This window comes from Paraburkholderia hiiakae, from assembly GCF_904848665.1.
Lineage (GTDB): Bacteria > Pseudomonadota > Gammaproteobacteria > Burkholderiales > Burkholderiaceae > Paraburkholderia > Paraburkholderia hiiakae.
In genome coordinates, this window is record NZ_CAJHCQ010000008.1 from 205,585 (window position 1) to 232,381 (window position 26,797).

Below are 26,797 nucleotides of genomic sequence, written 5' to 3' on the forward strand. Positions count from 1 at the left end.
GGCAAACCCGTCACCCAACCCGCCGCCACCGTGCCCGTCATGACCGAGGATCCGCCCAACTCTGCGGCCAACACCACAAGCAACCAGGTGCCGCCGCGCGCCGAACTCATCGACATCCCGCCCGAGTTCGCGCCTACGCCCACGCATCCTATCCGGGTGCGCTCGCGGCCCATGCCGGCCGGCGTGTGCATCGCGCAGCACACGCACGCTTGGGCGCAGCTCGCCTACTCGTCGCGCGGTGTGCTGCGCATGGCGACACCCGGCACGACGTGGATGGTGCCGCCCTCGCGGGCGATCTGGGTGCCCCCTCACGTCACGCACGAGGTGGCGATCGTCGAGGACGCATTCCTGCGCACGCTCTATGTAGACGAGTCGGTGATTCCGCCCGGCCTCGACGCGTGCCGCGTGGTCGAAGTCTCAGGCCTGCTGCGCGAGACGATCGCCGCGCTCGACGAGCGGGGCATTGCGACGGCGCGCGAGCGCCTGCTGGGCGCGCTGGCGCTCGACGAGATCACGCGCTCGGCGCCGCTGCCGCTCGCTGTGCCGATGCCCGAGGAAAAACGCCTGCGCGCGCTGTGCGAGGCGCTGATCGCCGACCCGGCGGGACCGGGCTCGCTCGAATACTGGGCCGCACACGTCGGAGCGAGTACGCGCACGATCGCGCGGCTCTTTCGTCAGGAACTCGGGGTGAGCTTTTCGCAGTGGCGCCAGCAGGCGATTCTCGCTCGCGCGATTCCGCTGCTCAATCAGGGACGCCCGATGGCCGTCGTGGCGCAGGAACTCGGCTACCAGAGCCAGAGCGCATTTTCGGCGATGTTTCGCCGCGCGTTCGGCGAGAGCCCTCGCGCCTTCATCGCGCGCGGCACGGGCGATCGCGACGAGCATGAACCTGAAGACTCCGTGGCCGCCGGGCGCGACGACAATCGTGACAACAGCGTGCGTTGAACCGGATGGCAGTTGCGTTCAGACAAGCCGCGTCATATGGCGAATCGAGCCAAGCCGCGCAAGCCTCGGACCCGCCACGCGATAACCCATGCGCAGATAAAGACGCGCCGCCGGGTTATCGACGAACACGCGAAGTTGCAGTTCGCGCAGGCCACGCTCGCGGGCCCATTGGTGCGAGATGTCGAGCAAGAACGTGCCGGCGCCATTGCCGCGATAGCCTTGGGCGATCTGCACGTCGCGAATGTGCAGCGAGTCGCCTTCTTGCGTCACGCGCAGCACGCCGATCGCCTCGCCGTCGAGTTCGAGGACGAAATTCTCCGACTCGCGATAGCTCGCCAGAAAGAGATCGCCGCGCCAGACGAGGTGATGCCGCAGATAGTAGCCACCCATGTTGTTGCGCGTGAGCGTCTCCGCGAACTCGAAATCGTCCATGGTGGCACGGCGCAACTGAAACGGCGACGGAATGTCGTTGGGTGCGAACATGACGGCAAACGGGGGAAACGAAGTTTCGACAACGCTACGATAACGCGCGGCCGCCGGCAATCGCAGATTGTCCGTACGGCAAAATGAAATGGCGCGTAGGGAAAGGATGGGACGGAAGTAGGAGAAAGGTCTGCGGAAAAAGAAAAAGCCCGTTGGACGTATCCAACGGGCTTCGTTCTGGCGGAGCGGACGGGACTCGAACCCGCGACCCCCGGCGTGACAGGCCGGTATTCTAACCAACTGAACTACCGCTCCAGCTTGCTGCGCAACCTGCGGGCATCGGTTGATTCCCGCTGGCGGCGTCGCCACACTACGCTTTGGCGCCGCATTTTGATTTGGCGTCCCCTAGGGGATTCGAACCCCTGTACTCACCGTGAAAGGGTGATGTCCTAGGCCTCTAGACGAAGGGGACAACACAGGCATAAGCCTTGAAACCACTTTAGAACTACTGCCGTTCGCAACTACCGAACGGCTTTGAATCTGGCGGAGCGGACGGGACTCGAACCCGCGACCCCCGGCGTGACAGGCCGGTATTCTAACCGACTGAACTACCGCTCCAGCTTGCTGCTCAACCTGCGGGCGTCGGTCGATTCCCGCTGGCGGCGTCGCCACACTACGCTTTGGCGCCGCATTTTAATTTGGCGTCCCCTAGGGGATTCGAACCCCTGTACTCACCGTGAAAGGGTGATGTCCTAGGCCTCTAGACGAAGGGGACAACACGGGCTTGCGCCTGTAATCGTCACTTTAACTAAAAAGCCCGCTCACAGTTTCTGAACGGGCTCGATCTGGCGGAGCGGACGGGACTCGAACCCGCGACCCCCGGCGTGACAGGCCGGTATTCTAACCAACTGAACTACCGCTCCAATTCGACACAGTCAGATGGATGTCGATTGATTTCCACCTGATGCCTCGCCAATCTCATCGACGACGCTCATGTCTGGCGTCCCCTAGGGGATTCGAACCCCTGTACTCACCGTGAAAGGGTGATGTCCTAGGCCTCTAGACGAAGGGGACATGATCTTTTCAGATAATGCCGTTACCACACGCTACTGCGTACTACGCGTTCTGTTGGTGGAGGTAAGCGGGATCGAACCGCTGACCTCTTGCATGCCATGCAAGCGCTCTCCCAGCTGAGCTATACCCCCTTGCAGAACAGAAGCGAGATTTTAAACATCAATTTCGCTTTCGTCAAGAGCTTTTGAATCGTTTTTTGAAGCGCTTCGAGGTTTCGTTGAAACATCGTTGCCCGATTCTGCGGCTCTTTGCGTGAGATTTGCTGCTCATTTACCGCTCATTTGCAACTCTCTCGCGCTCCGTATTCAACGGAGCCCGAATACTACAAGAACTGCCGCGCGGGCGCTAGGGTCAAGGCGAAAAATTCTTCAAAAAATTTACTTTGCAGCCGAAATGCCCTTCTCGATACGGTTCACCACCGCATCGCGGCCGAACAACACGAGCACCGCATCGACCGACGGCGTATGCGTCGTACCCGCCACAAGCAAACGGGCCGGCATCGCTAGTTGCGGCATCTTGAGCTTGTGCGTGGCAAGCGTTGCCTTGAGCGCGGCCGAGACGCCCTCCTTCGTCCACTCAGCGCCCTTGAGCGCCGCGGCGAGGTCGGCGAGCGCGGGCCGCACCGCTTCCGTGATGTGCTGCGCAAGTGCTTCGGCTTCTGGCTGCGGCTCGCGGTAGAACATCATCGCGCTCTCGGCGATCTCCTTGATCGTGTTCGCACGGTCCTTGAAGAGCGCGACCACGCCTTCGAGCGGCGGACCCTTGGCAAGTGCGGCCTCGTCCACGCCGAGCGCGGCGAAGAACGACTTCGAGAGCTCGGCGAGCCGCGCATTGTCCACTTCCTTCAGGTAGTGGTTGTTGAGCCAGTTGAGCTTGTTGTGGTCGTACTGCGCGGGCGACTTGCCCAGATGCTCGAGGTCGAACCAATCGACGAACTGCTCGCACGTGAACACTTCGGCGTCGCCGTGCGACCAGCCCAGACGCGCGAGATAGTTGAGCACCGCTTCCGGCAGATAGCCTGCGTCGCGATAGCCCATCACGCTCATCGCGCCGTGGCGCTTGCTCATCTTCTCGCCCTGCTCGTTGAGCACGGTAGGCAAGTGCGCATAGACCGGCGGCTCGCCGCCGAGCGCGCGCAGGATGTTGATCTGGCGCGGCGTGTTGTTCACGTGGTCGTCGCCGCGAATCACATGCGTGATCTTCATGTCGAGGTCGTCCACGACCACGCAGAAGTTGTAGGTCGGCGTGCCGTCCGGGCGGGCGATCACGAGGTCGTCGAGCTCTTCGTTCGAGATCTCCACGCGGCCCTTGACGGCGTCGTCCCATGCCACCACGCCCGTGAGCGGGTTACGGAAGCGCAGCACCGGCTGCACGCCCTCCGGCGGCGTGGGCAGCACCTTGCCCGGCTCCGGGCGCCACGTGCCGTCGTAGCGCGGCTTCTCGCCGGCGGCGCGCTGGCGCTCGCGCAGCGCATCGAGCTCCTCGGTGGACATGTAGCACGGGTACACGAGACCCTGCTCCTGCATCTCCTTGAGCACTTCGCGATACCGGTCCATGCGCTGCATCTGGTAGAACGGGCCTTCGTCGAAATTCAGGCCGAGCCATTCCATGCCTTCGAGGATCGCATCGACCGATTCCGACGTCGAACGCTCGAGGTCGGTGTCTTCGATCCGCAGCACGAAGACGCCCTTGTTGTGGCGCGCGAACGCCCACGGGTACAGCGCGGAACGGATGTTGCCGAGATGGATGAAGCCGGTCGGGCTCGGCGCGAAGCGGGTACGGACGACAGAGGTAGTCATGGGCGATTACTCGAGAACGATGCGAGGACGATGCCATCCGGGGCGCGGCGCTGGCGGTAAAAGCAGCCACGGCGGCGGACGGCCAGGGTTCGCGGCGCAGTCAGCCCGCGCGGCGGGCGCGGGAGCGCCTGGGCGCACAAGCTCGCGCGCGAACGGGAATCCGGAAAATTAGAGACCGGATTATACCCGCCATGCACCGCTTCGGCCTGGGGCGAGGCCCGGCGTACATCTGCATGTGCCGCGCGTAGCTCACGCGAATATACGCGCGCTCGCAAACCGGCAGGCGCATTGTCATCTACCGACACATCGCGTTACATGCACGCCTGCTAAACCGGCCGCGCTTTGCCTTATGATGTCGGCGCGCCGCCACCACGCTGCGGCGTCGCGCGCGCAAACACCGATACTCAGCCGCCCGCGCGAGCAGACCGGGGTACCGCGTCGTTACTGCTAGAACACGAACGCGGACCGCATGGAGAACCTTTTTGAAGCAGTCATCGCCCTCGTTGAGCCGCCGCCACTTTTCGCTTGCGGCCGCCTCCACCGTCCTTGCCGCCTGCACGACCGCGGGCACCCAGACCGCCAGCGTCCCGCCGCCCGTCACCACCGCGCCACCACCGCCCGTCGCCAAGCCGACGAGGACGATTCGCGTGGGCCTCGCGCTCGGCGGCGGCGCGGCGCGCGGCTTCGCGCATATCGGCGTGATCAAGGCGCTCGAGGCGCGTAACGTGCAGATCGACTTCGTGGCCGGCACGAGCGCGGGCTCGGTCGTCGCGGCGCTTTACGCCTCGGGCATGAACGGTTTCGCACTCAACAAGCTCGCACTGACGATGGACGAAGCCTCGATCAGCGACTGGGCGATGCCGTTTCGCACGCGCGGACTCTTGCAGGGTGTGGCGCTCCAGACCTATCTGAACACCACGCTGCACGACCGCCCCATCGAAAAGATGGCGAAGCCGCTTGGTGTCGTCGCAACTGACCTGCGCACGGGGCAGCCCATCCTGTTCCAGCGTGGGAACACGGGTATTGCCGTGCGCGCGTCGTGCAGCATTCCATCGATTTTTGAGCCGGTGAAGATCGCGGGCCACGAATACGTGGATGGCGGCCTCGTGAGCCCGGTGCCTGCCTCGTTCGCACGCAAGATGGGCGCCGATTTCGTAATCGCCGTCGATATCTCGGCTCGCCCGGAAACAGCCGCGACGCTCAGCCAGTTCGATGTGTTGATGCAGACCTTTACGATCATGGGCCAGACGATCAAGACCTACGAACTCGACAAGTACGCCGACGTCGTGATCCGCCCGAACCTCAACGCGATGTCAAGCAGCGACTTCACGCAGCGCAACGCGGCTATTCTCGCGGGCGAGGAAGCGGCTGCGCGCATCATGCCGGAACTCGAGCGCAAACTCGCCGCGGCGCGCCTGACGGCCTGATCGCTGGACCTGAGCGCCCCTGCAGCGGCCGCACAAACACAAAAAGCCTGCTTCGCGAGAAGCAGGCTTTTTGTGCTACAGGTGAGCTACAAAACCCCGATCAGTTACCGCCGTTGGCGTCGAACTGTGCGCTCACGCGCTTGAGGCTTTGCTGCTGGTCCGGCGTGAACGAAGTCTCGATGCGGCGTGCGCCCGTGAAGCGCTTTTCCCAATAGCCGTCGTCGAGGTCGTCAACGCGGATCGTGCTGCCGGTGGACGGCGAATGCACGAACTTGTTGTCGCCAATATAGATACCGACGTGCGAGAACGTGCGGCGCATCGTATTGAAGAACACGAGGTCGCCCGGCTTCAGGTTGCTCATGCTGACCTTCTCGCCCACGCGGCTCATTTCTTCGGCGCGACGCGGCAGCGACATGCCGAGCGTGTCCTGGAACACGTAGCGCACGAAGCCGCTGCAATCGAGGCCGGAGTCAGGCGAGTTGCCGCCCCAGCGGTAGCGCACGCCAATCATGTTGAGTGCGCCGACAACGACGTCGCCGGCTTTGCCGGCCATACCGGAAAGGAACGCCTTGGCGCCGCCTTCGGTCGGGGCCGGAGCCGCTGCCGGGGTCGCCTGGTTGGCATTCTGGAGTGCGTTCTGGATTGCGGGGATGGACTGCGGATTCGCCGTGTTGCTCGGCGAAAATGAGGCATTCTGGTTAAAGCTGCTTACTTCATCGGCGAACGCGCCGGGAGCTGCGGCCATCAGTACGCCGATGAACATCCCGGCGACGACGCGCGTGCAAGCCTGGGTCAGGTATCGGTGCTGCATTGGTCGGTAGAAATTGCCCGTAAATCAGGGAGTTAGTAGAAAAGTTTGGACGATACTAGCCAGTAAGTATTTGTGTGTCAAAACAAATAGAAAAATTCAATCGCGACATTCACTTCATTGGTGAATTTCACCGAAATTCACCCTAAAGTTCCGCCAAAGCCTAGCGATCAAATGCGGCTTTCAACAATTTTCGGGTGTAAGGATGGGCGGGTCTATCGAAGATATTCGAGACTTCGCCGGACTCGACGATCGCCCCGTTCTGCATCACCACGACCCGGTGCGCCATTGCGCCGATCACCTCCAGGTCGTGGCTGATGAACACGTAACCCAGGTTGTACTTGCGTTGCAAATCCGTCAACAATCTCAACACCTGTTGTTGGATCGATACGTCGAGCGCGCTGGTCGGTTCGTCGAGCACGATTACGCGCGGCTCAAGTACCAGCGTGCGCGCGATGGCAATACGCTGGCGCTGGCCGCCCGAAAACTCGTGCGGATATCGTTGCAAAACGGTGCGATCGAGGCCCACTTCGCGCAGCACGCCGACCACGCGCTTACGCCGCTCCTCGCTGGAAAGGTCGGGCCGATGCAGCGCGAGCCCCTCCCCCACGATGCGCTCGATGGTCTGGCGCGGAGAAAGCGAACTGAACGGATCCTGAAAGACAACCTGTAGATGCGAGCGCAACGAAAGCCTCTCGCGCCCCTGATAGCTCGCGATCGGCCGCCCCTGGAACTCGACGACACCGGCCGCCGTTCGTTGCAACCCCAACATCGCCATCGCCAGCGTCGTCTTGCCCGACCCGGACTCGCCGACGATGCCGAGCGTTTCACCCTGGCGCACCGCGATGTTCGCGTCGTTCACGGCGCGATAGCGCCCTTTCTGCCACCAGCCGCGAAAACCCGGCAGCCTGGTTGCGAAGTCGACCATCACGTCTTTCGCCTGCAACAGAACCGGCGCGATCGGCAGCACGGGAAGCACGTGGCGCTCGGGCCGGCTCGCGATGAGCCGCTGCGTGTACGGGTGTTGCGGTGCCTCGAAGATTTGCTCGATGCTGCCCGATTCAACGAGTCTGCCCTTCTCCATCACGGCCACGCGCTGCGCGAAGCGGCGCACGAGGTTCAGGTCGTGCGTGATGAGCAGCACCGACATGCCGCGGCGCGCTGCCTCCTCGCGCTGCAATTCGAGTAGCAGATCGACGATCTGGCCGCGGATCGTCACGTCGAGCGCTGTGGTCGGCTCGTCGGCGAGCAAAAGGCGCGGACGGCACGCGAGCGCCATCGCGATCATCACGCGCTGGCGCTGGCCGCCCGAGAGCTGATGCGGATAGCTGGACACGCGCCGCCGCGCTTCGGCAATGCCCGTGCGCTCGAGCAAACCCACCGCCTGCTCGTAGGCCGCTTTCTTCGACACGCCGTCGTGCAGCACGATGGTTTCCGCGATCTGCTCGCCGATCGTGTAGAGCGGATTGAGCGCCGACATCGGCTCCTGGAAGATCATTGCGACGTCGCTGCCGCGCAGGCCGCGCATCGCGCGCTCACTTTTCGCGAGCAGATCGTCGCCGTCGAGCCGGATCGTTCCGCTGATCTGCGCATCTTGCAGGAGCCGCAGAACCGCCAGTGCGGTCACGGTCTTGCCCGAACCCGATTCGCCGACGAGCGCCACGCGCTCGCCGCGCCCGATCGCGAGCGTGACGTCGTCGACGGCGAGCGTCTCGTTAAAGCGCACGCTCAACTGTTCGATCGAGAGGAGCGGCGCGGCGATGTCCTGAGGCACGGCGCTCACTGGTTGCCTCCGGCCTTCATGGCGTCGGAAATGCGCGTGTCGAGCGCGTTGCGCAGCGCGTCGCCGATGAACGTCAGGAGCAGCAACGTCGCGACGAGCACACCGAAGGTCGAGAGCGCGATCCACCACGCGTCGAGATTGCGCTTGCCCTGCGCGAGCAATTCGCCCAGGCTCGGCGTGGGCGCGGGGACGCCCAGGCCCAGAAAGTCGAGGCTCGTGAGCGCGAGAATCGCGCCGCTCATGCGAAACGGCAGGAACGTGATGACGGGCGTGAGGCTATTGGGCAGCACGTGATGCCAGATGATCTGCCAGTTCGAGAGGCCCATCGCGCGCGCGGCGAGCACATAGTCCTGGTTGCGGTTGCGCAGGAATTCGGCGCGCACGTAATCCGACAGACCGATCCAGCCGAACAGCGAAAGCAGCACGATTAGCAGGACGAAGCCGGGCTCGAAGATCGCCGCGAAAATGATGAGCAGATAAAGCTCCGGCAGCGAACTCCAGATCTCGATGAGACGCTGCCCGATGATATCCACCTTGCCGCCGAAGTACCCCTGCACCGCGCCTGCCAGCACGCCGAGCAGCGTACCGATGAAGGTCAGCACCAGCGCGAACTCCACCGACACGCGAAACCCGTACAGCAATCGCGCAAACAGGTCGCGGCCGCTTTCGTCGGTGCCGAGCCAGTTCTGGCGCGACGGCGGCGCGGGGTTCGGCACTTTCGCGAAGTAGTTGAGCGTGTCGTAGTAATACGGGTTCGGTGGATAGATCGCGAAGTTGCCGGGCGCGTCGAATCGGTGGCGAATATACGGATCGAGATAGTCGGCAGGCGTGGGGAAATCGCCACCGAACGCAGTCTCGGGATAGTCCTTGAATAGCGGGAAATACAAGTGCCCTTCATAGCGCACGACGATCGGCTTGTCGTTGCACCAGAGCGGGCCGGCAAGACTCGCCGCGAACGCGACGAGAAACACGATCAGGCTCCAGTAGCCAAGGCGCTGCTGCTTGAAGCGCAGCCACACGCGGCGTGCGGGCGTGGGCGATTTGAAGGCGCGCACGCTCTCGGTGCGAAGTTCGGGCTCGGCGCCAGCGCGGACTCGGTTCAACTCAGCGCTCCAGTTGTTCGAATTGGATGCGGGGATCGACCCACACGTAGCACAGATCGGAAATCAGTTTGGTTAGCAGTCCGATCAACGTGAAGAGGTACAGCGTACCGAGCACGACCGGATAGTCACGCCGCACGACGGATTCGTATGAAAGCAGCCCGAGTCCGTCGAGCGAGAAAAGCGTTTCGATCAGCAGACTGCCGGTGAAGAACGCGCCGATGAATGCCGCCGGGAACCCCACGACGAGCGGCAGCAACGCGTTGCGAAACACGTGCTTCCAGAGCACGGTGCGTTCCGAGAGGCCCTTGGCGCGCGCTGTCAACACGTATTGGCGGCGGATCTCTTCAAGAAAGGCGTTCTTGGTCAGCATGGTCGTGACGGCAAAGCTGCCCACCACCGAGGCCGTCACGGGCAGCGTGATGTGCCAGAGATAGTCGAGAATCTTGCCGCCGAGCGAGAGCGTGTCCCAGTTATCGGAGGTGAGATTGCGCAGCGGGAAGAGCTGCAGGAACGAGCCGCCGCCAAACAGCACGAGCAGCAGCACGCCCAGCACGAAGCCCGGAATCGCGTAACCGACGAGCACGACGAGGCTCGTCACGAGATCGAAGCGCGAGCCGTTGCGCACCGCCTTCGCGATGCCCAACGGCACCGATATCAGATAAGTGAGAAAGAACGTCCAGAGGCCAATGCTGATCGAAACCGGCAGCTTGGAAACGATGAGCGACCAGACGCTCTGGTGATGGAAATAGCTCTGCCCGAGATCGAAGCGCGCGAAGCGACCGAGCATCAGGAAATAGCGCTGCAGCGGCGGCTTGTCGAAGCCGTAGAGCTGCTTGAGCTGCGCGATCTGCTGCGCGTCCACGCCCGAATGCGCACGCATGCCAAACGGCATGCCCTGCTCCGCACCGCGCCGCAACTCGCGCACCGCCTGCTCGACGGGGCCGCCCGGCACGAACTGGATCACGCCGAAGGTCAGCGTGAGTACGCCGAACAACGTCGGGATCATCAGCAGCAGGCGTTTGACGATGTAGCTCCACATGATTCGTTGCTTCCGTCGTGTCCGTTGTTAATGACCGGCCGCTTGCGGCCCGGGCTGGGGCCGGGGTTGTGACTTCAGCCACCACGTCGAGATGATCCAGTCGTTCGCGCCATAGTACAGCGGCAATTTCGCCGGATACGCCAGCGTGTTCTTGAACGCCACACGGTGCGTCGCGCTGTACCACTGCGGCACCACATAGTAGCCGTGCATCAGCAACCGGTCGAGCGCATGCGTGGCGTCGAGCAATTGCTGAAGCGTTTGCGCCTGCGTGAGCGCCTTGAGGATCGCATCGACGGCGGGGGACTTCAGACCCAGCAGATTGCCCGAGCCCGGCTCGTCGGCGGCCTTGCTGCCGAAACGGTCGATCTGTTCCGCGCCGGGCACCTGGACGTCGGGAAACTTGATGGTCGTCATGTCGAAGTCGAAGGCGTCGAGCCGCTTCTGGTAGAGCGCGAAATCGACCGAGCGATAGTTCACCTGGATGCCAAGCCGCCTGAGCGCCTGCGTGTACTGCGCCATGATCGGCGCCCACTGCGCCGAAGCGCTCGTATCGTCGAGCACTTCGAACGTAAACGGCTCGCCCTTCGCGTTGCGCAGCGCGCCGTCGCGGTAGGTCCAGCCGGCGTCGGCCAGAAGCGCGCGCGCCTTGAGCAGATTCGCGCGCAGCGACCCCGGCGGCGGCGTAACGGGCTGCGAAGGCGGCGGCCCGAACACGGCGGGATCGAGCGACTTGCGCCACGGCTCGAGCAATGCAAGCTCGCCTGGCGACGGCAAGCCCTTGGCCTGCAGCTGCGTATTCGCGAACCAGCTGTCGATGCGACGGTACTGGCTATAGAACAGCATGCGGTTGAGCCACTGGAAGTCGAGCGCGAGGTCGAGCGCGCGGCGCACGCGCACATCCTGGAACACGGGCTTGCGCAGATTCATGACGAAGCCCTGCATGCCGGTGCCATTGTGCTGCGGGAATTCGCGCTTGATGAGCTCGCCGCTGTCGAAGCGCTTGCCGACATCGCGCCGCACCCAATTGCGGGCCACGTATTCGACGAGCGCGTCGTACTCGCCCGCCTTGAAGGCCTCGAGGCGTGCCACGTCATCGGAATAGAGCTTGTAGGTAATGCGCTCGAAGTTGTTGGTGCCCACGCGCACCGGCAGGTCCCGGCCCCAGTAGCTGGGGTCGAGTTTGTAGGTGATCGTGCGGCCGTTCGAGTAGCGGTCGATCACATACGGGCCGCTGCCGATCGGCTGCTCGAACGCGAGTTGATCGAAGGCGATGCGGCCACCGTCCGGGCGCAAACCCCACTTGTGCGAGAACACAGGCATGCCGCCCGCAATGAGCGGCAGTTCGCGGTTGTTGCTGCGGAACTCGAAGCGAATCGTCGCGGGATCGACCACCACCGCGCGCGTGATCTCGCTGAAATACGCCTGCATGGACGGCGCGGCCTGGCGGCTCTTCAAGGTATCGAGCGAAAACTTCACGTCTTCAGCCGTCACCGGGTCGCCATTCGAAAAACGCGCCTTCGGATTGAGGTGAAATGTCACCGAAAGCGCGTCGGGCGCGATGCGGATATCGTCTGCGAGTAGACCGTAGGCGGACGCCACTTCGTCGAGGCTCCCCGTCGTGAGGCTCTCGAACAGCATGCCGAGGCCCGGCGCCGGATTGCCGCGCAGCGTGAACGGGTTGAACTTGTCGAAGCTCGTGAGGCGGTCGGGATTGGCGAGGACGAGCGTGCCGCCCTTGGGCGCATCCGGATTCACGTAGTCGAAGTGCGCGAATCCTTGCGGATATCTGGGCTCGCCATACTGCGCGATGGCGTAGACAGCATGCGCGGACGGCATGGCCATCAGCCCGAATGCGAGCGCCAGACACATGGCCACCAGCCTCTTCGCAGGCGCGAGGCGTGCCCCAGGAACGGTTGCCCCAAGCGCGCCGTGCGCCGTCCTGCCTCGCGTTCCTGTCGTCATAGATCGGTAATTGTCCGGGCTGCCTTGTCAGTTGTGAGAGAATTCTACCCAAACCACGCGGCGCCCCCCCTACAGGCGCCGGGCGCAATGACCTGATTTAGGAGAATTCATGGGCTTCCTCGCTGGCAAACGTATTCTGTTGACCGGCCTGCTGTCGAACCGTTCGATCGCGTACGGCATCGCGCAGGCATGCAAGCGCGAAGGCGCGGAACTGGCGTTCACGTACGTTGGCGACCGCTTCAAGGACCGCATCACCGAGTTCGCACGAGAATTCGGCAGCGACCTCGTGTTCCCCTGCGATGTGGCCGACGACGCGCAAATCGAAGCGCTCTTCACCGACCTCAAGCAGCACTGGGACACGCTCGACGGCCTCGTCCACTCGATCGGCTTCGCGCCGCGCGAAGCGATCGCGGGCGACTTTCTCGATGGCATGACCCGCGAGAACTTCCGCATCGCACACGATATTTCGGCGTACAGCTTCCCGGCGCTCGCCAAGGCCGCCAAGCCGATGCTCGCCCAGAACGCTTCGCTGCTGACGCTGACCTATCTCGGCGCCGAACGCGCCATCCCGAACTACAACACCATGGGTGTCGCGAAGGCCGCACTCGAAGCGAGCGTGCGTTATCTCGCGGTGGCGCTCGGCGCGCAAGGCGTGCGCGTGAACGGCATCTCCGCTGGCCCGATCAAGACGCTTGCGGCAAGCGGTATCAAGGGCTTTGGCAAGATTCTCGACTTCGTCGCGCAAAACGCCCCGCTGCAACGTAACGTGACCATCGAACAGGTCGGCAATTCTGCCGCGTTCCTGCTCTCCGATCTGGCCGCCGGCGTGACCGCCGAGATCATGCACGTCGACTCGGGCTTCAACGCCGTGGTTGGCGGAATGGCCGGACTCGAGTAAGCCTGCCTTCGCCGTTGTACGCGCCTCGTTGCGCGTGCAACGGCAGACAAGCAAAAGCCGCCCAGTGGGCGGCTTTTCTTTTGGCGCGACGCCTAGCGTGTGTCACGCGCGTCACGCCTGCAACCAGCCTCGCGGCTTAGTGCCAGTGTCCCGGAGGAGGACCGCCGTGGTCCCAATGCCCACGGCCCGGACCACCATAGCCACCATGATGGCGATACCAGTCGTCACGCGCCCAGTAGCGGCGGCCGTCCCAGTAACGATCGCCGTGCCAGCCGATCACGATGGCCGGCGGCACCGCATAGACGGGAGCCGGCTGATAGACGACCGGCGGCGGCGGCGGCGCGTAGACCGGTTGCGGAGCGACATAAACCGGGGCCGGAATACCGATGTTGACACCAACGCTCACGCCAGCCATAGCAGCGCTCGATGCGCCGATAGCTACGCCCCCGAGCAGCACTGCAACAACACGTGGGAACTTCATGGACTCACCTTTCGGGTTTGATGTTTTGTTGAAACCAATATAACGCACGGCCTTGGCCGGCGTATTTCAAACTTGTAATAACTGATGCACAAACCTGGCCTGCGTTCGATGTCGTTACGTCTCGTTACACCCGCGCCAAGTCTTGCGGCGCGCAACGCAAACCGAATGCGCGGACGAGGCGCGTGCATCTAGCGACCCGCTTTTGCCGTGAGCATGAGCGACGCGGCGAACTATGGCGCAGCGGAGGATATCACCGCTGGCGCTAAAGCGTGCGGGCGTCAGCAGGACCTTGGGGCCATGGGTCCGGCATCTACACGACAAACTTCATTTCATTCGCATTACGAACTACTTTCCGCTCGTCCCACTCTCTCACGAAGCGTTGCGCAAGTAGTCGGTGTGGAACCCCATATCGCAGATCGGCTCAACAATAGTCTCTCAGCGCGTATCCATCGCATTCCTGATCAAATAGACCGGAAAATCACACATCAACAATGGCGCAGTCAGGACGGCGGAAAGAGGCAACAAACGCGCCGTTCGGCCACCGGCTTTTCACGTGCCTGGAGCCAAAAAACAAAAACCCCGCAAGCCGAGACTTGCGGGGTTTCGCCGCCATTACTGGCGGAGACGGAGGGATTCGAACCCTCGATCCAGGTTTTGGCCCAGATGCTCCCTTAGCAGGGGAGTGCCTTCGACCTCTCGGCCACGTCTCCCGAAAACTTCGTTCGCGCCAGGGAGGCAGCGCAACGAAGCCAAGATAATAGCGGGTTAGCGCCTTCCGGTCAATTCATACGACGCTTTTTTGCGAAGTTTTTTCTGCAAGCGCACAACGAACGTCGTGCGCGGCATCTCGAATCAGAATCAATCGGAAAAACCGCGTCACATCCGCGTCATACAATGCAAACGCAGCGCGATTTACGCGTGCTCGAGGTCGAACACCTTGTGCAGCGCGCGGACCGCCAGCTCCATGTACTTCTCGTCGATCAGCACCGAGATCTTGATTTCCGAGGTCGAGATCATCTGGATGTTGATGCCCTCTTCCGAGAGCGTGCGGAACATCTTGCTCGCCACGCCCACGTGCGAGCGCATGCCCACGCCGACCACCGACACCTTCGACACCTTCGGATCGCCCAGCACCTGCTCGGCGTTCACGTGACCCTTCACCTGGTCGTTGAGGACATCCATGGCGCGCTGATAGTCGCCGCGGGGCACCGTGAACGTGAAGTCCGTCTTGCCGGCCACGCTCTGGTTCTGGATGATCATGTCGACGTCGATGTTCGCGTCCGCCACCGGGCCGAGGATCTGATACGCGATGCCCGGCTTGTCGGGCACGCCCATCACGGCGATGCGGGCCTCGTCGCGCTGGAACGCGATACCCGAGATGACTGCTTTTTCCATGGTCTCGTCTTCTTCAAAAGTAATCAGGGTGCCCGAGGACATTTCCTCGTCGAGGTTCATCATCGGGTCGGTCAGGCTGGAGAGCACACGCGTCTTCACCTGATACTTGCCCGCGAACTCCACCGAGCGGATCTGCAGCACTTTCGAGCCGAGGCTGGCCATTTCCAGCATCTCTTCGAACGTAATGCGATCGAGACGGCGTGCGTCGTCGACCACACGCGGGTCGGTCGTGTAGACGCCGTCGACGTCCGTATAGATCAGGCATTCGTCGGCCTTCAGCGCGGCTGCGACTGCGACCGCCGAAGTGTCCGAGCCGCCGCGGCCGAGCGTAGTGATATGGCCTTCCGGGTCGATGCCCTGGAAGCCCGTGATCACGACCACCTTGCCGTCGTCGAGGTCGCTCAGCACGCGCTCGCCGTCGATGTCGTTGATGCGCGCCTTGGTGAACGAGCTGTCGGTTTTGACCGGCACTTGCCAGCCGGTGTAGCTGATGGCGTCGACGCCTGCTTCCTGCAGAGCGATCGAGAGGAGACCGACGCTCACCTGCTCACCGGTCGACGCAATCATGTCGAGCTCGCGCGGGCTGGGCTGCGGCGAAATTTCTTTCGCGAGACCGAGCAGACGGTTGGTTTCGCCGGACATCGCCGAGGGCACGACGACCATCTTGTGGCCGGCCTTGTGCCATTTGGCGACGCGCTTGGCGACGTTCTTGATGCGCTCGACCGAGCCCATCGAGGTGCCGCCGTATTTGTGTACGATGAGTGCCATTGTCGTTCTGAACTGGAGATGTTACCGCGCTGGCGCACCGAAGGACTGGGCCGCCCGGACGCTTATGGCCATGGCGGCGGCTTCAGCGCGTGCAGCACGCGCGGGTTTTGCCCTCAGGGGCGCGAAGGCCGGCGCATCGTATCCACATCGTGTCGATACGTATCGATGCGCGCTTGTGCCTTCCTGTGCCTTGCACTTGCGCCCTGCCCGCATGCCGCTACGACGTCCCTGCAATCGTCGGATACCGCTCGAAGGAAAAATCGCGCCTTCACGGCACACGCCGCTTTTGACGGCGTCCGTGAACGCGAAAAAGCGGGCTGGACAAACGACTTACACTACCCGATTGACGTCAAAATTACAAGACGGGACAAGCTTGTGGAGGGCGAAAAAGGCTTGCGCGGCAAGGATTTGCGGGGGAACGATCGCAATTCCACCGGTCGGTTCGGCGGCAACTGCGTGGCAACTGCGCGGCGACCGCGAGAGCGACTTCAAGCGACGAGTAAATCTTCGCGCCATTCGATGCGACGCCAGGCCGCGCCTGTCTCGCTTTGCGCCGCGCCGAACGCCGAACGGCTCACACCAATATGGGGCACGAACAGCAGTGTCTCGCCCACGAAGAGCAGCGGCACGTCGCGCTCCCATGCGGGCACGCCGCGCGTCTGGAACAGGTTCTTGAGCGTGCGGCTCACGTTCGCGGCCTCGTCGCGCAAACGCTCGCCGCCGCTACGCTCCCGCGCGATGAGCGGCGCGCTCGCGAGCACGTGCTCGGGAACGGCGTCGGCATCGTCGGGGGCGGCAGGCGCGAAAACGTAGGTCCCACGCCATGATGGCAGGCGCCAGATTTCCTCGCCGCGCCAGTTCAACGACACAGGCGCGCGCGAATGAGGAACGCCCTCGCCTGCGCGTTCTTCGCGCGCACGCATGGCCTCCCACGAGACGATGCCGCGATACGAGCGCAAGCGGTGTCCCGCGTGATCGACGCGCAATGCGTGAGCGTTCAGGTCTCCGCGCGCAACCTCGCGCAACTGCCGCAACATATCCGCAAGCCGCGCTGCCGATGCCGCCGGCAGGCCAAGCGAGCGCATCCAGTAGCGCAGCAAATTGAGCGCGCGCGGGTCGTCGAGCGCGAGCAGCGCGGTGTGTGAAAGTGCGCTCGCGTCGTCGAGTCCAACGTTGCGTAAATCGATCCGCGCAAGATCGTCGAGCAGACGCTGCGAAGAAGCCGCATGCGCCGCAGTGCGCGCGAGCGCGTCGCGATAACCGGGGAAATGGGCCGATAGCGCCGGCATCACGTCGTGACGCAAGGCGTTTCGTGCGTAGCGCGTGTCGTCGTTCGACTCGTCCTCGATCCAGTGCAGGCCGTGCGCGCGCGCATAACGCTCCAGTTGCGTGCGCAACAGAGCGAGCAGTGGCCGCACGCGCGCCGCGCCATTCACGCTCGCGCGTGCAGGCGCCATCGCCGCGAGCCCAGCGAGCCCCGCGCCGCGCAGCAACTGCAGCAGCACCGTTTCCGCCTGATCGTCCGCATGTTGCGCGAGCCAAAGCGCCTGCACGCCATGCGCCGCGCACATCGCGTCGAGCGCGCGGTAGCGGGCGTCGCGGGCGGCCGCCTCGACGCCGGCCGCGTCGTCGCGTGCCAACTCGACACGCCTCGCATCGAACGTCACACCGTAAGCGCGCGCGGTCGCCTCGCAATGGCCGAGCCATGCGTCGGCGTTCGGGCTCAGTCCGTGATGCACATGCAGCGCGACGACACGTGCAGCCCCGGCTGCGCGCACCGCGGCATCGAGCAGCACGGACGAGTCGAGCCCGCCGCTATACGCGATCGCGATGCGTGCGTCGTTGGGAAGCGCGGAAAGCACAACGCCGAGCGCATCGAGAACGATGCGCCCGGCGTCGGATTCGGGAAGGTCGGTCACGGCACGACCGCAGACGTCGAGGAGCGTTGACGTCGCGCGCCTTACGCGCCCGGCGTCGTTTCCTTGTACTTGCCGTAGGCCATCAGGCGCTCGAAACGGCGCTGCTTCAGGTCGGCAATGCTCATGCCCTGGAACTGGCGCAGCGAGTCGGCAAGCGCGCGGCGCAGCAGCGCAGCCATGCCCTTCGGGTCGCGATGCGCGCCGCCAAGCGGCTCGTTCACAATCTTGTCGATGAGGCCCAGCGCCTTCAGACGGTGCGCCGTGAGGCCCAGCGCTTCAGCGGCTTCAGGTGCCTTCGCAGCGCTCTTCCAGAGAATCGACGCGCAACCTTCAGGCGAAATCACCGAATAGGTCGAGAACTGCAGCATCATGACCGTGTCGGCAACGGCGACAGCGAGCGCGCCGCCCGAACCGCCTTCGCCGATGATCGTCGTGATGATCGGTGTCTTGAGTTCGGCCATCACGTAGAGATTGCGGCCGATCGCTTCCGACTGGCCACGCTCTTCCGCGCCGATGCCAGGGTACGCGCCCGGCGTGTCGACGAACGTGAAGATGGGCAGACCGAACTTCTCGGCGAGGCGCATCAAGCGCTCGGCCTTGCGATAGCCTTCCGGGCGCGGCATGCCGAAGTTACGCGCGGCGCGCTCCTTCGTGTCACGGCCCTTCTGATGACCGATCACCATGCAGGCCTGGCCATTGAAGCGCGCGAGGCCGCCGACGACAGAAAGGTCGTCCGCGAACGAGCGGTCGCCATGGAGTTCGTGAAAATCGGTGAAAAGTTCGTGCACGTAATCGAGCGTGTACGGACGCTGCGGATGACGCGCGATCTGCGAAACCTGCCACGGGCTCAGGTTCGCATAGAGGTCCTTCGTGAGTTGCTGGCTCTTCTTCGACAGCCGCTCGATTTCTTCCGAAATATCGACGGCCGAATCGTCCTGAACGAAGCGCAGTTCTTCGATCTTCGCTTCCAGTTCAGCGATCGGCTGTTCGAAATCCAGAAACGTGGTCTTCATGTGTGGGAATCCTTCACTTTGCGGCAGCGCGTATTCTAACCGCGCCAGCCCGCGCCGAAATCGGCTCAGAACTATCGATTTCTTAGATCGATAGGATTTTTCTCAGTAATTAACGGCTGGCTCAGGCCTCACGACGGCTCGAGGCTGCGCCACATATACCAGGTCGCGACAGTGCGCCACGGCTCCCAGTTGGCCGCGACTTCGCGCGCTTCGCTGCGCGTGACCGGCTCGCCACTGAAATAGTTGACGCTAATCGCGCGGATCAGACCGAGATCGTCGAGCGGCAGCACATTCGGACGCGCGAGATTGAAGATCAGGAACATCTCGGCGGTCCAGCGGCCAATGCCGCGAATCGCCGTGAGTTCCGCGATCACGTCCTCGTCGTCCATCGATGTCCACTTGCCGACATGCAGCGCGCCCGAAACGAAATGCTGCGCGAGATCGAGAATATATTCCGTCTTGCGCTTCGAGAGCCCGCACGCGGCAAGCTTTTCGTGACCGAGCTTCAGGAACTGCTGCGGTACGAGCTTCGGGCACGCGGCTTCCACGCGCTGCCAGAGCGCTTGCGCCGCCGCCGTCGAAATCTGCTGGCCGACCACCGAACGCGCGAGCGTGACGAACGGATCGTCGCGGCTCAGCAAATGGACTGGGCCGAACTTCGGAATCAGCTTCTTGAGAATACGGTCGCGCTTGACGAGGTCTGCGCAGGCCTTGTCCCAATAGTCGGGACGCTGCACTTCGAATTCGAGATCGCCGAGCGCATTCGCCGCCGGCTCCACGGCTTCGAGCGCCGCCGGACCATTGGAGAGCGCGGCCTCGATCGCCGCGCCGTCGAGCGCCTCGTGCGATGCCGACGCGCCATTTGCCTTCCCACGCGCCGTCTTCGTAGCCGGCTTTGTCGCTGCCTTGCCGCCCGCGCCATTGAGCGCGCGCTTTGCACCTGCGGGAGCGCCCGCAGTTCCGCCCGTTAGCGACGCAGACCGCCTGGTCTGCGTCTTCGTGGCCGTTGCCATCCTGCCTCCTGCCTCGCGAATCGATCAGTGGAAACTGGACAGCCCGCTTACACGCGGCGCCACTCGGTCAACCCGCCCGGTTTGTCTTCGAGCGCGACACCGGCTTCGAGCAGTTCGGCCCGAATCCGGTCCGCCTCCGCATACTGCTTCGCCTGCTTGGCCGCAGTGCGCGCCGCGATCTTCGCTTCGATCGCTGCTACGTCGAGCGCGCCAGCATCTTGCGCGCCCGCAGCCTGTTGCAGGAACACGCGCGGCTCGCGCACGAGCAGCCCGATCACGCGTGCGAGGCGCTGCAACTGACGCGCGAGCACTGCATCGCGCGTGCGGTTCACCTCGCTCGCGAGTTCGAACAGCGCGGCGATCGCCACCGGCGTGTTGAAGTCGTCGTTCATTGCCGCACGAAAACGCTGTGCGTACGGCTCATTCCAGTCAAGCTCGCCCGCGTCGGGCGTCACGTCCTTCAACGCCGTATATAGACGCGTGAGCGCGTTGCGCGCGTCGTCGAGATGCACGTCGCTGTAATTCAGCGGCGAGCGGTAATGCGCGCGCGCCATGAAGAAGCGCACCACTTCCGCATCGTACTTCGCCAGCACTTCGCGGATCGTGAAGAAGTTGCCGAGCGACTTCGACATCTTCTCGTTGTCGATATTCACGAAGCCGTTATGCATCCACGTATTGACGAACGTCTTGCCGGTCGCGCCTTCGCTCTGTGCAATCTCGTTCTCGTGGTGCGGAAACTGCAGGTCCATGCCACCGCCATGAATGTCGAAGTGCTCGCCGAGCAGCGTGCAGCCCATGGCCGAGCATTCGATATGCCAGCCCGGACGTCCGCGCCCGTACTTCGAGTCCCAGCTCGTGTCGGCCGGCTCTTGCGGTTTTGCCTGTTTCCACAGCACGAAGTCAAGCGGATCCTGCTTGGCATCGTTCGTCGCCACACGTTCGCCCGCGCGCAGGTCCTCGATCGATTTGCCGGAGAGCGCGCCATAGTTCGCGAACTTGCGCACCGCGTAGTTCACGTCGCCGTCCGCGCCCTGGTACGCGTAGCCGTTGCGCTCGAGCTTGCCGATCATGTCGAGCATCTGCGGGATGTACTGCGTCGCGCGCGGCTCATGATCGGGACGCTCGATGCCGAGCGCGTCCGCGTCTTCATGCAGCGCTGCGATGAAACGGTCGGTGAGTTGCTTGATCGTCTCGCCGTTTTCCACCGCGCGACGAATGATCTTGTCATCGATATCGGTAATGTTGCGCACGTAGGTCACGTTGTAGCCGAGCGCGCGCAGCCAGCGTTGCACGATATCGAACACCACCATCACACGCGCATGCCCGACGTGACAATAGTCGTACACCGTCATCCCGCAGACGTACATACGCACGACGCCGGGCTCGAGTGGCACGAAATTTTGCTTGTCACGCGCGAGCGTGTTGTAGATACGCAGTGATTCCATAAAGGCGATGGATACGTGGGTCGAAAGAAATCCGCGGCGGCGCCGACCGCAGCCAGCGGGTGATGGCCCGCATTGCTCAGGCTGCTGTCTGTCGGCGTCCGGACTGCAAACAGGTTGCTATCTCAGCGGAGACGACCACGAGTGGCGTTGGAAAGCCCGGCGACTCGCGCAAGCGCCCGTAATGCGAACATAACGCGAACAAACGGGCGAGGGACAAAGCGCGCGACGAAAACGCACAGACCTTTTGTTAGAATGGCTCGGAGTATAACACCGCGACCTCACCCTATGAAACCTTCCAGCGGCCGCGCGCCCCGTGCTGCGACCCTTGCCGCGTCGGCTCTCTCGAGCGTCGCGATCGTGCTGTGCAGCGTGAGCATCGCGCATGCCGCGCCCCCCGCGACGTCCGACGCCACACCAGGCGCCGACGCGGCGATCAGCCAGCAGGACTGGGCTGGAGCGCTCAGCCAGCTCGACGCGCGCATCAAGACGAACCCGCGCGACGTGCAGGCGAAGTTCAAGCGCGCGACGATTCTCGCGCGCCTGAACCGTGACGACGACGCGATCGAGGCGTTCACCGAACTCACGCAGCTCTACCCCGAATTGCCCGAGCCTTACAACAATCTCGCTGCGCTTTACGCTAAGCATGGCCGTTACGACGAGGCGCGCGTCGCACTCGAAACGGCCGTGAAGGCAAACCCTTCGTACAGTCTCGCGTGGGAAAATCTCGGCGATCTGTACCTGCGTCTGGCCGATGCGTCGTACCGCCGCGCACAAGCGCTCGGCCACACGAGCGGCGCGACGTCGCAGCGCCTGGCTGACATCGCGAAGGTCATCTCGCCGCCGCCCGCTTCGAAGAAAGCGAACGCCGCAGCGGCAGCGTCAGAGGCCGCGTCGGCCGCGAGCCCGTCGGCGCTTGTGCCCGCGTTCACCAACCCCGCGTACCAGTTCGGCGGCCCGACGGGGTCGCTGGCGTTGCCGCCTTACGCGGCGCCGTCGAACTAACACGTGGCGCGCAGCCTTGCGCGCCACAACACGTTTTTCCCGCACTTCCGAGGATATTCATGAAATGGTTGATGTTGGCGCTCGGCAGCGCCGCCCTGATCGCGAACGCACCCGCCTTTGCGCAAAACGGCCAGCCGGCCGCCGCGCATCCGCAAGTGCTCTTCAAGACCAGTGAAGGCGACATTCGCGTCGAACTCTATCCGGAGAAAGCGCCGAAGACCGTCGACAATTTCCTGCAGTACGTGAAGGCTGGCCAGTACAACGGCACGATCTTTCATCGCGTGATTCGCGGCTTCATGATCCAGGGCGGCGGCTACACGCAAAGCTTCGTCGAGAAGCCCACGCGCGCGCCTGTCGCACTTGAAAGCAAGAACGGCCTGAAGAACCTCACGGGCACGATCGCGATGGCGCGCACGAGCGACCCGAATTCGGCCACCGCGCAATTCTTCATCAACACCGTCGACAATGCCGGCCTCGACTATCCGAACCCGGACGGCAACGGCTACGCCGTGTTCGGCAAGGTCACGCAGGGCATGGACGTCGTGAAGAAGATCGAAGCGGCGCCCACCACCTCGCGCGGCCCGATGGCCGACGTGCCGCAAAAGGAAATCGTGATCGAGTCGGCTACCGTCGTCGGCAAGTAAAACGCCGGCAACACGCCAGGCCATCATCGACTAACCGGGCGGCAACGCCGCCTTCACCCGTCGCACGTCGCGGCGCCGGCACACGCGTTGGGCAACACGCCCCGCCTCTTGCCGATGCAGCGACGTTCATTCCCCCAGCCACAGGCAAAGGATCCCATCATGGTCGAACTGCACACGAACCACGGCGTCATCAAGCTCGAACTGAACGCCGAGAAGGCCCCGAAGACGGTCGCCAACTTCCTCAACTATGTGAAGAGCGGCCACTATGACGGCACGGTGTTTCACCGCGTCATCGACGGGTTCATGATTCAGGGCGGCGGCTTCGACGCCGCCATGAAGCAAAAGCCCACCGAAGCGTCGATCGAAAACGAAGCGAACAACGGCCTGAAGAACGAGCGCGGCTCGATCGCCATGGCTCGCACCAACGACCCGCACTCGGCATCGGCACAGTTCTTCATCAACGTGGCCGACAACGACTTCCTGAACCACTCGTCGCCGACGCCGCAAGGCTGGGGCTACGCCGTGTTCGGCAAGGTCGTGGAAGGCCTCGAAGTGGTCGACAAGATCAAGAAGGTCAAGACGGGCTCGAAGGGCTTCCATCAGGACGTGCCGGTCGACGACGTCGTGATCGAGAAGGCTGTCGTCGTCGAATAAGTCTCATACCACTCTCACGCACCCCCTTCATCGATGCTGCAGGAAAAGGCTTTACGACACGCTGCCGCGGGCGTGCCCGGCGAGGGCAAGCGCCCGCACGCGGCTCGCCCGTTCCTGTTCATTTCCGATGTGCATCTGAATGAACGGATTCCGCGTACGGTCGCCGCGTTCGAGCGCTTCATCCGGGTCACGGCCGATCAGGCCGACTCGGTGTTCATACTCGGCGACCTCTTCGAATACTGGATCGGTGACGACATGCTCACCGATCCCTTCCCCGCGCGCATGGCTGCGCTGATGCATACGCTCTCCGAGCGCGGCATCGCGCTCTACATCATGCACGGCAACCGCGACTTTCTGATGGGCAAGCGCTTCATGAAAGCCGCGGGCGCGATCTGGCTGCCCGACCCCATCGCGATCACCGCGTTCGGCACGCGTCTCGCACTCGCGCACGGCGACGCGATGTGCACCGACGATCACGGCTATCAGCTCTTTCGCAAGCTTGCGCGCAACCGGCTCGTGCAATTGCTCTTTCTCGCGTGGCCGTTTCGCTGGCGGCGTGCGATCGCCGAGCGCGCGCGCCGCGCGAGCGAGAGCAAGCGCAGCGGGCCGCGCCTGCCGAAGTACGACGTCACGGCAAAAGGCGTGACGGCGCTCTTCAAGCGCGCGCGTGCGAACACCATCGTGCATGGTCACACGCACAGGCCGGCGCGCCACCAGGAGCCTGGCGGCACGCGTTGGGTCTTGCCCGACTGGGATCTCGATCACGGCAAGCCACGCGGAGGCTATCTGCGCGTGGATGCCGAAGGGTTCAGGGTCTTGCCGCTGGACTGAGGCACGCCCCTTTTAGCACCTTGGTCGCGCCGCGCGTCAAACGCGCGCAGGCGCCTTCTCTTCTTCGCGGCTCGCCGCCTCGGCTTGCGGACCGCCGCATTCCAGCCCCGCCGACAGACGCCGCAATTCGGCGAGTGCCGCATCGGCGCCATGCAGCGCCTCGAGACGCGCGCCGAGCCGCTCGAGCGCAACGACGACGGCATCGACGCGCTGCGTCTGCGTGGCCGCGTGGTCGATCAGGCCGTGAATCGCGAGCGAAACCGGGTCGTCCGCATTAGGCGTGATGCCATATGCGCAGAAGCCCTCGCGCGCCGAAGCCGGCATGACCTGCACCGTCACGGTCTTCGCGGGCGCGACAACGCGCGCGGGATTGCCAACCGCCGTCGCACCTTCCGGCACCGGCTTCACGACGACGGCGTTCGAGCCGATCTTCGCCCCAGCGCCCACCGTGAAACCGCCGAGCACCTTCGCGCCCGCACCAACGATCACGCCCGGACCCAGCGTCGGATGGCGCTTGGCGCCACGCGTGAGCGAAGTGCCGCCGAGCGTCACGCCCTGGTAGATGGTGCAGTCGTCGCCGACCTCGGCCGTCTCGCCGATCACGACGCCCATGCCATGATCGATGAACACACGTCTGCCGATGGTCGCGCCCGGATGGATCTCGATGCCCGTAAGAAAACGCGCGATCTGCGAAACGTAACGCGCGAGCCAGCGGCGCTTCGCGCGCCAGCACGCGTGCGCCAAGCGATGCAGCACGAGCGCATGCAGACCCGGATAACAGGTCAGGACCTCCCACGCACTGCGGGCGGCGGGATCGCGCTCGCGGATCGTGGCAATGTCTTCGCGAAGTCTCTTGAACATGGCAGTCACGCAAAAAAACGTGTGAAACATGGGGAATGGCGGCCGCACGCCGCCGCAGCGTGCGCGCAAGTGGCGCAGCGGCTATTCCAGCCGCGCGCATTTGCTTATGAATTTTTAGCCGGTTTCCAGCCGATTGTAGGCGCAAAGCCGATTTGAGGTCGGAAGTCCCCGTCGGCGGCAAGGTCGGACGCCGGCGCGCACGCGGCGTCCGCACAGCGGATCAACGGCTCTCGCCTTTGCCCTTGAGCATAAGAATGTGCTTGGCGATGCCGCGCACGATGTTGACCTCCTCGCGCTCGAGCCCTGAGCGGGCAAAGAGCCGCCGCAGGCGCGACATCAGCTTCTTCGGATTGGCGGGGTCGAGAAACTCGAGCGCGATGAGCGCGTTCTCGAGGTGCACATACATGCGCTCGATGTCGTCGCTTGTCGCAAGCGGCGATCCAGTCGAAGGCTGGGACGCCCCGCCCGCACCGCCTGCCACCGGCAACGCCGCGGCAGGCGCGCTCTCGCCGAGGTACGCGAGGCGCAGTTCGTAGGAGAGCACCTGAACCGCCTGGGCGAGATTGAGCGAGCTATAGGCGGGGTTGGCCGGAATGTGCGCAAGCGCGCTGCAGCGCTCGACGTCGTCGTTCGAGAGGCCCGTGCGCTCGTTGCCGAACACAAGCGCGATGTCGCCGCCGTGCGCCACCTGACGGCAGGCATCCTGCACGGCCTGACGTGGCGCCGCGGGCGGCGGCCCATACTCGCGCGTGCGCGCCGTGAGCGCGAGCGACCATTGCACGCCCGCCAGCGCGTCGGCGAGCGTTGGCACGATGTGGGCGGCCGCGAGCACGTCGTCGGCCCCGCTCGCCATCGCGACGGCTTCCGGGTCGCAGTGAACCTGCGGCACGCGCGGCGCCACCAGCACGAGGCGGGAGAATCCCATGGTCTTGAGCGCGCGCGCCGCCGCGCCGACATTGCCGGGGTGGCTCGGCTCGACGAGCACGAAGCGGGTGGACGTGAAGCCGCCGCGAAGCGGTTCGTGAGCGTCGCCGGAAGCCAGCGCCGTTGAGTGGGAATCAGGTGAATCGGGGTGCGCCAAGATGGTTCTCTAACCGCGAAAAGGAGATTGAAATGTCTATGTTAGCGCGCCTCGCGCCGCGGCGATGGCCGCTTACGCGGTTCGTGCCGCGCAAGGCCGCCCGACGTCACGTTTGCGCAGGCACGCAGACTGGCCGAACGTCATATCCAGAGAAATCCCGATATCCTGCCCGAGAGAAACCATAGAAATGCCGATACTCGGGTAAAATGGCGGTTTCGCGCGCGTCGGGCACATCGCGCAGCCGTGTGGCTGCCCGCCAGGCGCTCGGCAAACTGCTGGCAAACTGCTGGCAAATTGCCGGCAAGCAGCGCCGCCGCGCACCGCTCTTATCCAATTCGTCTCCGTTGACGGGACAGGTTCCGCAGGTCCGATCGTGGCCCGCGCCCTGTCCAATCGTTAGACGCTTTTATCTTTTGCACCACCGGCGCG

At 63.8% G+C, this 26,797-nt stretch carries 22 protein-coding genes and 8 tRNA genes; 7 read left to right on the forward strand and 23 right to left on the reverse strand.

Features of this window, described 5'->3' with window-relative positions; genetic code table 11:
• Positions 1 to 39 precede the first annotated feature (39 nt).
• Complete coding sequence (locus JMY28_RS17555; protein ID WP_201697186.1) at positions 40 to 945, forward strand: AraC family transcriptional regulator; 906 nt, start codon at positions 40 to 42, stop codon at positions 943 to 945.
• Between the two features lie 18 nt (positions 946 to 963).
• Here JMY28_RS17555 and JMY28_RS17560 read toward each other — a convergent pair whose 3' ends face one another.
• The 9 genes from JMY28_RS17560 to gltX all read right to left on the reverse strand — a co-directional run bounded on the left by JMY28_RS17560 (position 964) and on the right by gltX (position 4,241).
• Positions 964 to 1,428 carry a GNAT family N-acetyltransferase gene (locus JMY28_RS17560; protein WP_201697187.1) on the reverse strand — a complete coding sequence of 155 codons (465 nt, stop codon included), beginning with the start codon at positions 1,426 to 1,428 and terminating at the stop codon, positions 964 to 966.
• Positions 1,429 to 1,606: 178 nt separating this feature from the next.
• Positions 1,607 to 1,683: transfer RNA gene (locus JMY28_RS17565), tRNA-Asp, on the reverse strand.
• 81 nt (positions 1,684 to 1,764) lie between these two features.
• Positions 1,765 to 1,840: transfer RNA gene (locus JMY28_RS17570), tRNA-Glu, on the reverse strand.
• A 69-nt stretch (positions 1,841 to 1,909) separates the two neighbouring features.
• A tRNA-Asp gene (locus JMY28_RS17575) sits at positions 1,910 to 1,986 on the reverse strand.
• Positions 1,987 to 2,067: 81 nt separating this feature from the next.
• Positions 2,068 to 2,143 (reverse strand) — tRNA-Glu (locus JMY28_RS17580).
• Between the two features lie 71 nt (positions 2,144 to 2,214).
• A tRNA-Asp gene (locus JMY28_RS17585) sits at positions 2,215 to 2,291 on the reverse strand.
• A 75-nt stretch (positions 2,292 to 2,366) separates the two neighbouring features.
• A tRNA-Glu gene (locus JMY28_RS17590) sits at positions 2,367 to 2,442 on the reverse strand.
• Between the two features lie 55 nt (positions 2,443 to 2,497).
• Positions 2,498 to 2,573: transfer RNA gene (locus tag JMY28_RS17595), tRNA-Ala, on the reverse strand.
• Between the two features lie 246 nt (positions 2,574 to 2,819).
• Positions 2,820 to 4,241, reverse strand: coding sequence for a glutamate--tRNA ligase (gene gltX / locus JMY28_RS17600; RefSeq protein WP_201697188.1), 1,422 nt, complete (start codon positions 4,239 to 4,241; stop codon positions 2,820 to 2,822).
• A gap of 482 nt (positions 4,242 to 4,723) precedes the next feature.
• On the opposite strand from gltX, the gene JMY28_RS17605 reads away from it, so the two are divergent.
• Positions 4,724 to 5,668 carry a patatin-like phospholipase family protein gene (locus JMY28_RS17605; RefSeq protein WP_201697189.1) on the forward strand — a complete coding sequence of 315 codons (945 nt, stop codon included), beginning with the start codon at positions 4,724 to 4,726 and terminating at the stop codon, positions 5,666 to 5,668.
• Between the two features lie 100 nt (positions 5,669 to 5,768).
• On the opposite strand, the gene JMY28_RS17610 is transcribed toward JMY28_RS17605, so the two are convergent.
• The 5 genes from JMY28_RS17610 to JMY28_RS17630 form a co-directional block, all read right to left on the reverse strand.
• Positions 5,769 to 6,479, reverse strand: a complete 711-nt coding sequence (locus tag JMY28_RS17610) for a C40 family peptidase (RefSeq protein WP_201697190.1) — start codon at positions 6,477 to 6,479, stop codon at positions 5,769 to 5,771.
• A gap of 160 nt (positions 6,480 to 6,639) precedes the next feature.
• The gene (locus tag JMY28_RS17615; protein WP_201697191.1) at positions 6,640 to 8,259 is read right to left on the reverse strand and encodes an ABC transporter ATP-binding protein; all 1,620 of its coding nucleotides are present in this window, start codon (positions 8,257 to 8,259) and stop codon (positions 6,640 to 6,642) included.
• Entirely contained in the window at positions 8,256 to 9,362 is a 1,107-nt protein-coding gene (locus tag JMY28_RS17620) for an ABC transporter permease (RefSeq protein ID WP_201697192.1), read from the reverse strand. The genes JMY28_RS17615 and JMY28_RS17620 overlap by 4 nt, the downstream gene beginning before the upstream one ends.
• Position 9,363: 1 nt before the next feature.
• Positions 9,364 to 10,401 carry a microcin C ABC transporter permease YejB gene (locus JMY28_RS17625; protein ID WP_201697193.1) on the reverse strand — a complete coding sequence of 346 codons (1,038 nt, stop codon included), beginning with the start codon at positions 10,399 to 10,401 and terminating at the stop codon, positions 9,364 to 9,366.
• A gap of 27 nt (positions 10,402 to 10,428) precedes the next feature.
• A complete protein-coding gene (locus JMY28_RS17630) occupies positions 10,429 to 12,363 on the reverse strand; it encodes an extracellular solute-binding protein (RefSeq protein ID WP_201697194.1) in 1,935 nt (644 codons plus the stop codon).
• 109 nt (positions 12,364 to 12,472) lie between these two features.
• Here JMY28_RS17630 and fabI point away from each other — a divergent pair, with 109 nt between their 5' ends.
• A complete protein-coding gene (fabI, locus tag JMY28_RS17635) occupies positions 12,473 to 13,261 on the forward strand; it encodes an enoyl-ACP reductase FabI (protein WP_201697195.1) in 789 nt (262 codons plus the stop codon).
• 136 nt (positions 13,262 to 13,397) lie between these two features.
• On the opposite strand, the gene JMY28_RS17640 is transcribed toward fabI, so the two are convergent.
• The 7 genes from JMY28_RS17640 to cysS all read right to left on the reverse strand — a co-directional run bounded on the left by JMY28_RS17640 (position 13,398) and on the right by cysS (position 21,295).
• Entirely contained in the window at positions 13,398 to 13,742 is a 345-nt protein-coding gene (locus JMY28_RS17640; RefSeq protein WP_201697196.1) for a hypothetical protein, read from the reverse strand.
• Between the two features lie 616 nt (positions 13,743 to 14,358).
• Positions 14,359 to 14,452: transfer RNA gene (locus JMY28_RS17645), tRNA-Ser, on the reverse strand.
• 202 nt (positions 14,453 to 14,654) lie between these two features.
• Positions 14,655 to 15,905, reverse strand: coding sequence for an aspartate kinase (locus JMY28_RS17650; RefSeq protein WP_201697197.1), 1,251 nt, complete (start codon positions 15,903 to 15,905; stop codon positions 14,655 to 14,657).
• A 488-nt stretch (positions 15,906 to 16,393) separates the two neighbouring features.
• Positions 16,394 to 17,824 (reverse strand): tRNA lysidine(34) synthetase TilS, encoded by a 1,431-nt coding sequence (gene tilS / locus JMY28_RS17655; protein ID WP_201697198.1) that lies wholly within the window; start codon positions 17,822 to 17,824, stop codon positions 16,394 to 16,396.
• A 41-nt stretch (positions 17,825 to 17,865) separates the two neighbouring features.
• On the reverse strand, positions 17,866 to 18,837 hold the full coding sequence (locus JMY28_RS17660; RefSeq protein WP_201697199.1) for an acetyl-CoA carboxylase carboxyltransferase subunit alpha: 972 nt from the start codon (positions 18,835 to 18,837) through the stop codon (positions 17,866 to 17,868).
• A gap of 128 nt (positions 18,838 to 18,965) precedes the next feature.
• The gene (locus tag JMY28_RS17665; RefSeq protein ID WP_201697200.1) at positions 18,966 to 19,850 is read right to left on the reverse strand and encodes a DNA-3-methyladenine glycosylase family protein; all 885 of its coding nucleotides are present in this window, start codon (positions 19,848 to 19,850) and stop codon (positions 18,966 to 18,968) included.
• 47 nt (positions 19,851 to 19,897) lie between these two features.
• Positions 19,898 to 21,295, reverse strand: a complete 1,398-nt coding sequence (gene cysS, locus JMY28_RS17670; protein WP_201697201.1) for a cysteine--tRNA ligase — start codon at positions 21,293 to 21,295, stop codon at positions 19,898 to 19,900.
• Between the two features lie 285 nt (positions 21,296 to 21,580).
• Between cysS and JMY28_RS17675 the strand changes: the two genes are divergently transcribed.
• The 4 genes from JMY28_RS17675 (at position 21,581) to JMY28_RS17690 (ending at position 24,426) form a co-directional block, all read left to right on the forward strand.
• Complete coding sequence (locus JMY28_RS17675) at positions 21,581 to 22,297, forward strand: tetratricopeptide repeat protein (protein WP_201697202.1); 717 nt, start codon at positions 21,581 to 21,583, stop codon at positions 22,295 to 22,297.
• Positions 22,298 to 22,356: 59 nt separating this feature from the next.
• Positions 22,357 to 22,941, forward strand: a complete 585-nt coding sequence (locus JMY28_RS17680) for a peptidylprolyl isomerase (protein WP_158757625.1) — start codon at positions 22,357 to 22,359, stop codon at positions 22,939 to 22,941.
• 159 nt (positions 22,942 to 23,100) lie between these two features.
• Complete coding sequence (locus JMY28_RS17685; RefSeq protein ID WP_201697203.1) at positions 23,101 to 23,595, forward strand: peptidylprolyl isomerase; 495 nt, start codon at positions 23,101 to 23,103, stop codon at positions 23,593 to 23,595.
• Positions 23,596 to 23,628: 33 nt separating this feature from the next.
• Positions 23,629 to 24,426: a UDP-2,3-diacylglucosamine diphosphatase gene (locus JMY28_RS17690; RefSeq protein ID WP_201697204.1), complete on the forward strand. Its 798-nt coding sequence runs from the start codon at positions 23,629 to 23,631 to the stop codon at positions 24,424 to 24,426.
• A 36-nt stretch (positions 24,427 to 24,462) separates the two neighbouring features.
• On the opposite strand, the gene cysE is transcribed toward JMY28_RS17690, so the two are convergent.
• Complete coding sequence (cysE, locus tag JMY28_RS17695) at positions 24,463 to 25,287, reverse strand: serine O-acetyltransferase (protein WP_201697205.1); 825 nt, start codon at positions 25,285 to 25,287, stop codon at positions 24,463 to 24,465.
• A gap of 220 nt (positions 25,288 to 25,507) precedes the next feature.
• A complete protein-coding gene (locus JMY28_RS17700; RefSeq protein WP_236596915.1) occupies positions 25,508 to 26,329 on the reverse strand; it encodes an RNA methyltransferase in 822 nt (273 codons plus the stop codon).
• Positions 26,330 to 26,797: the final 468 nt, after the last annotated feature.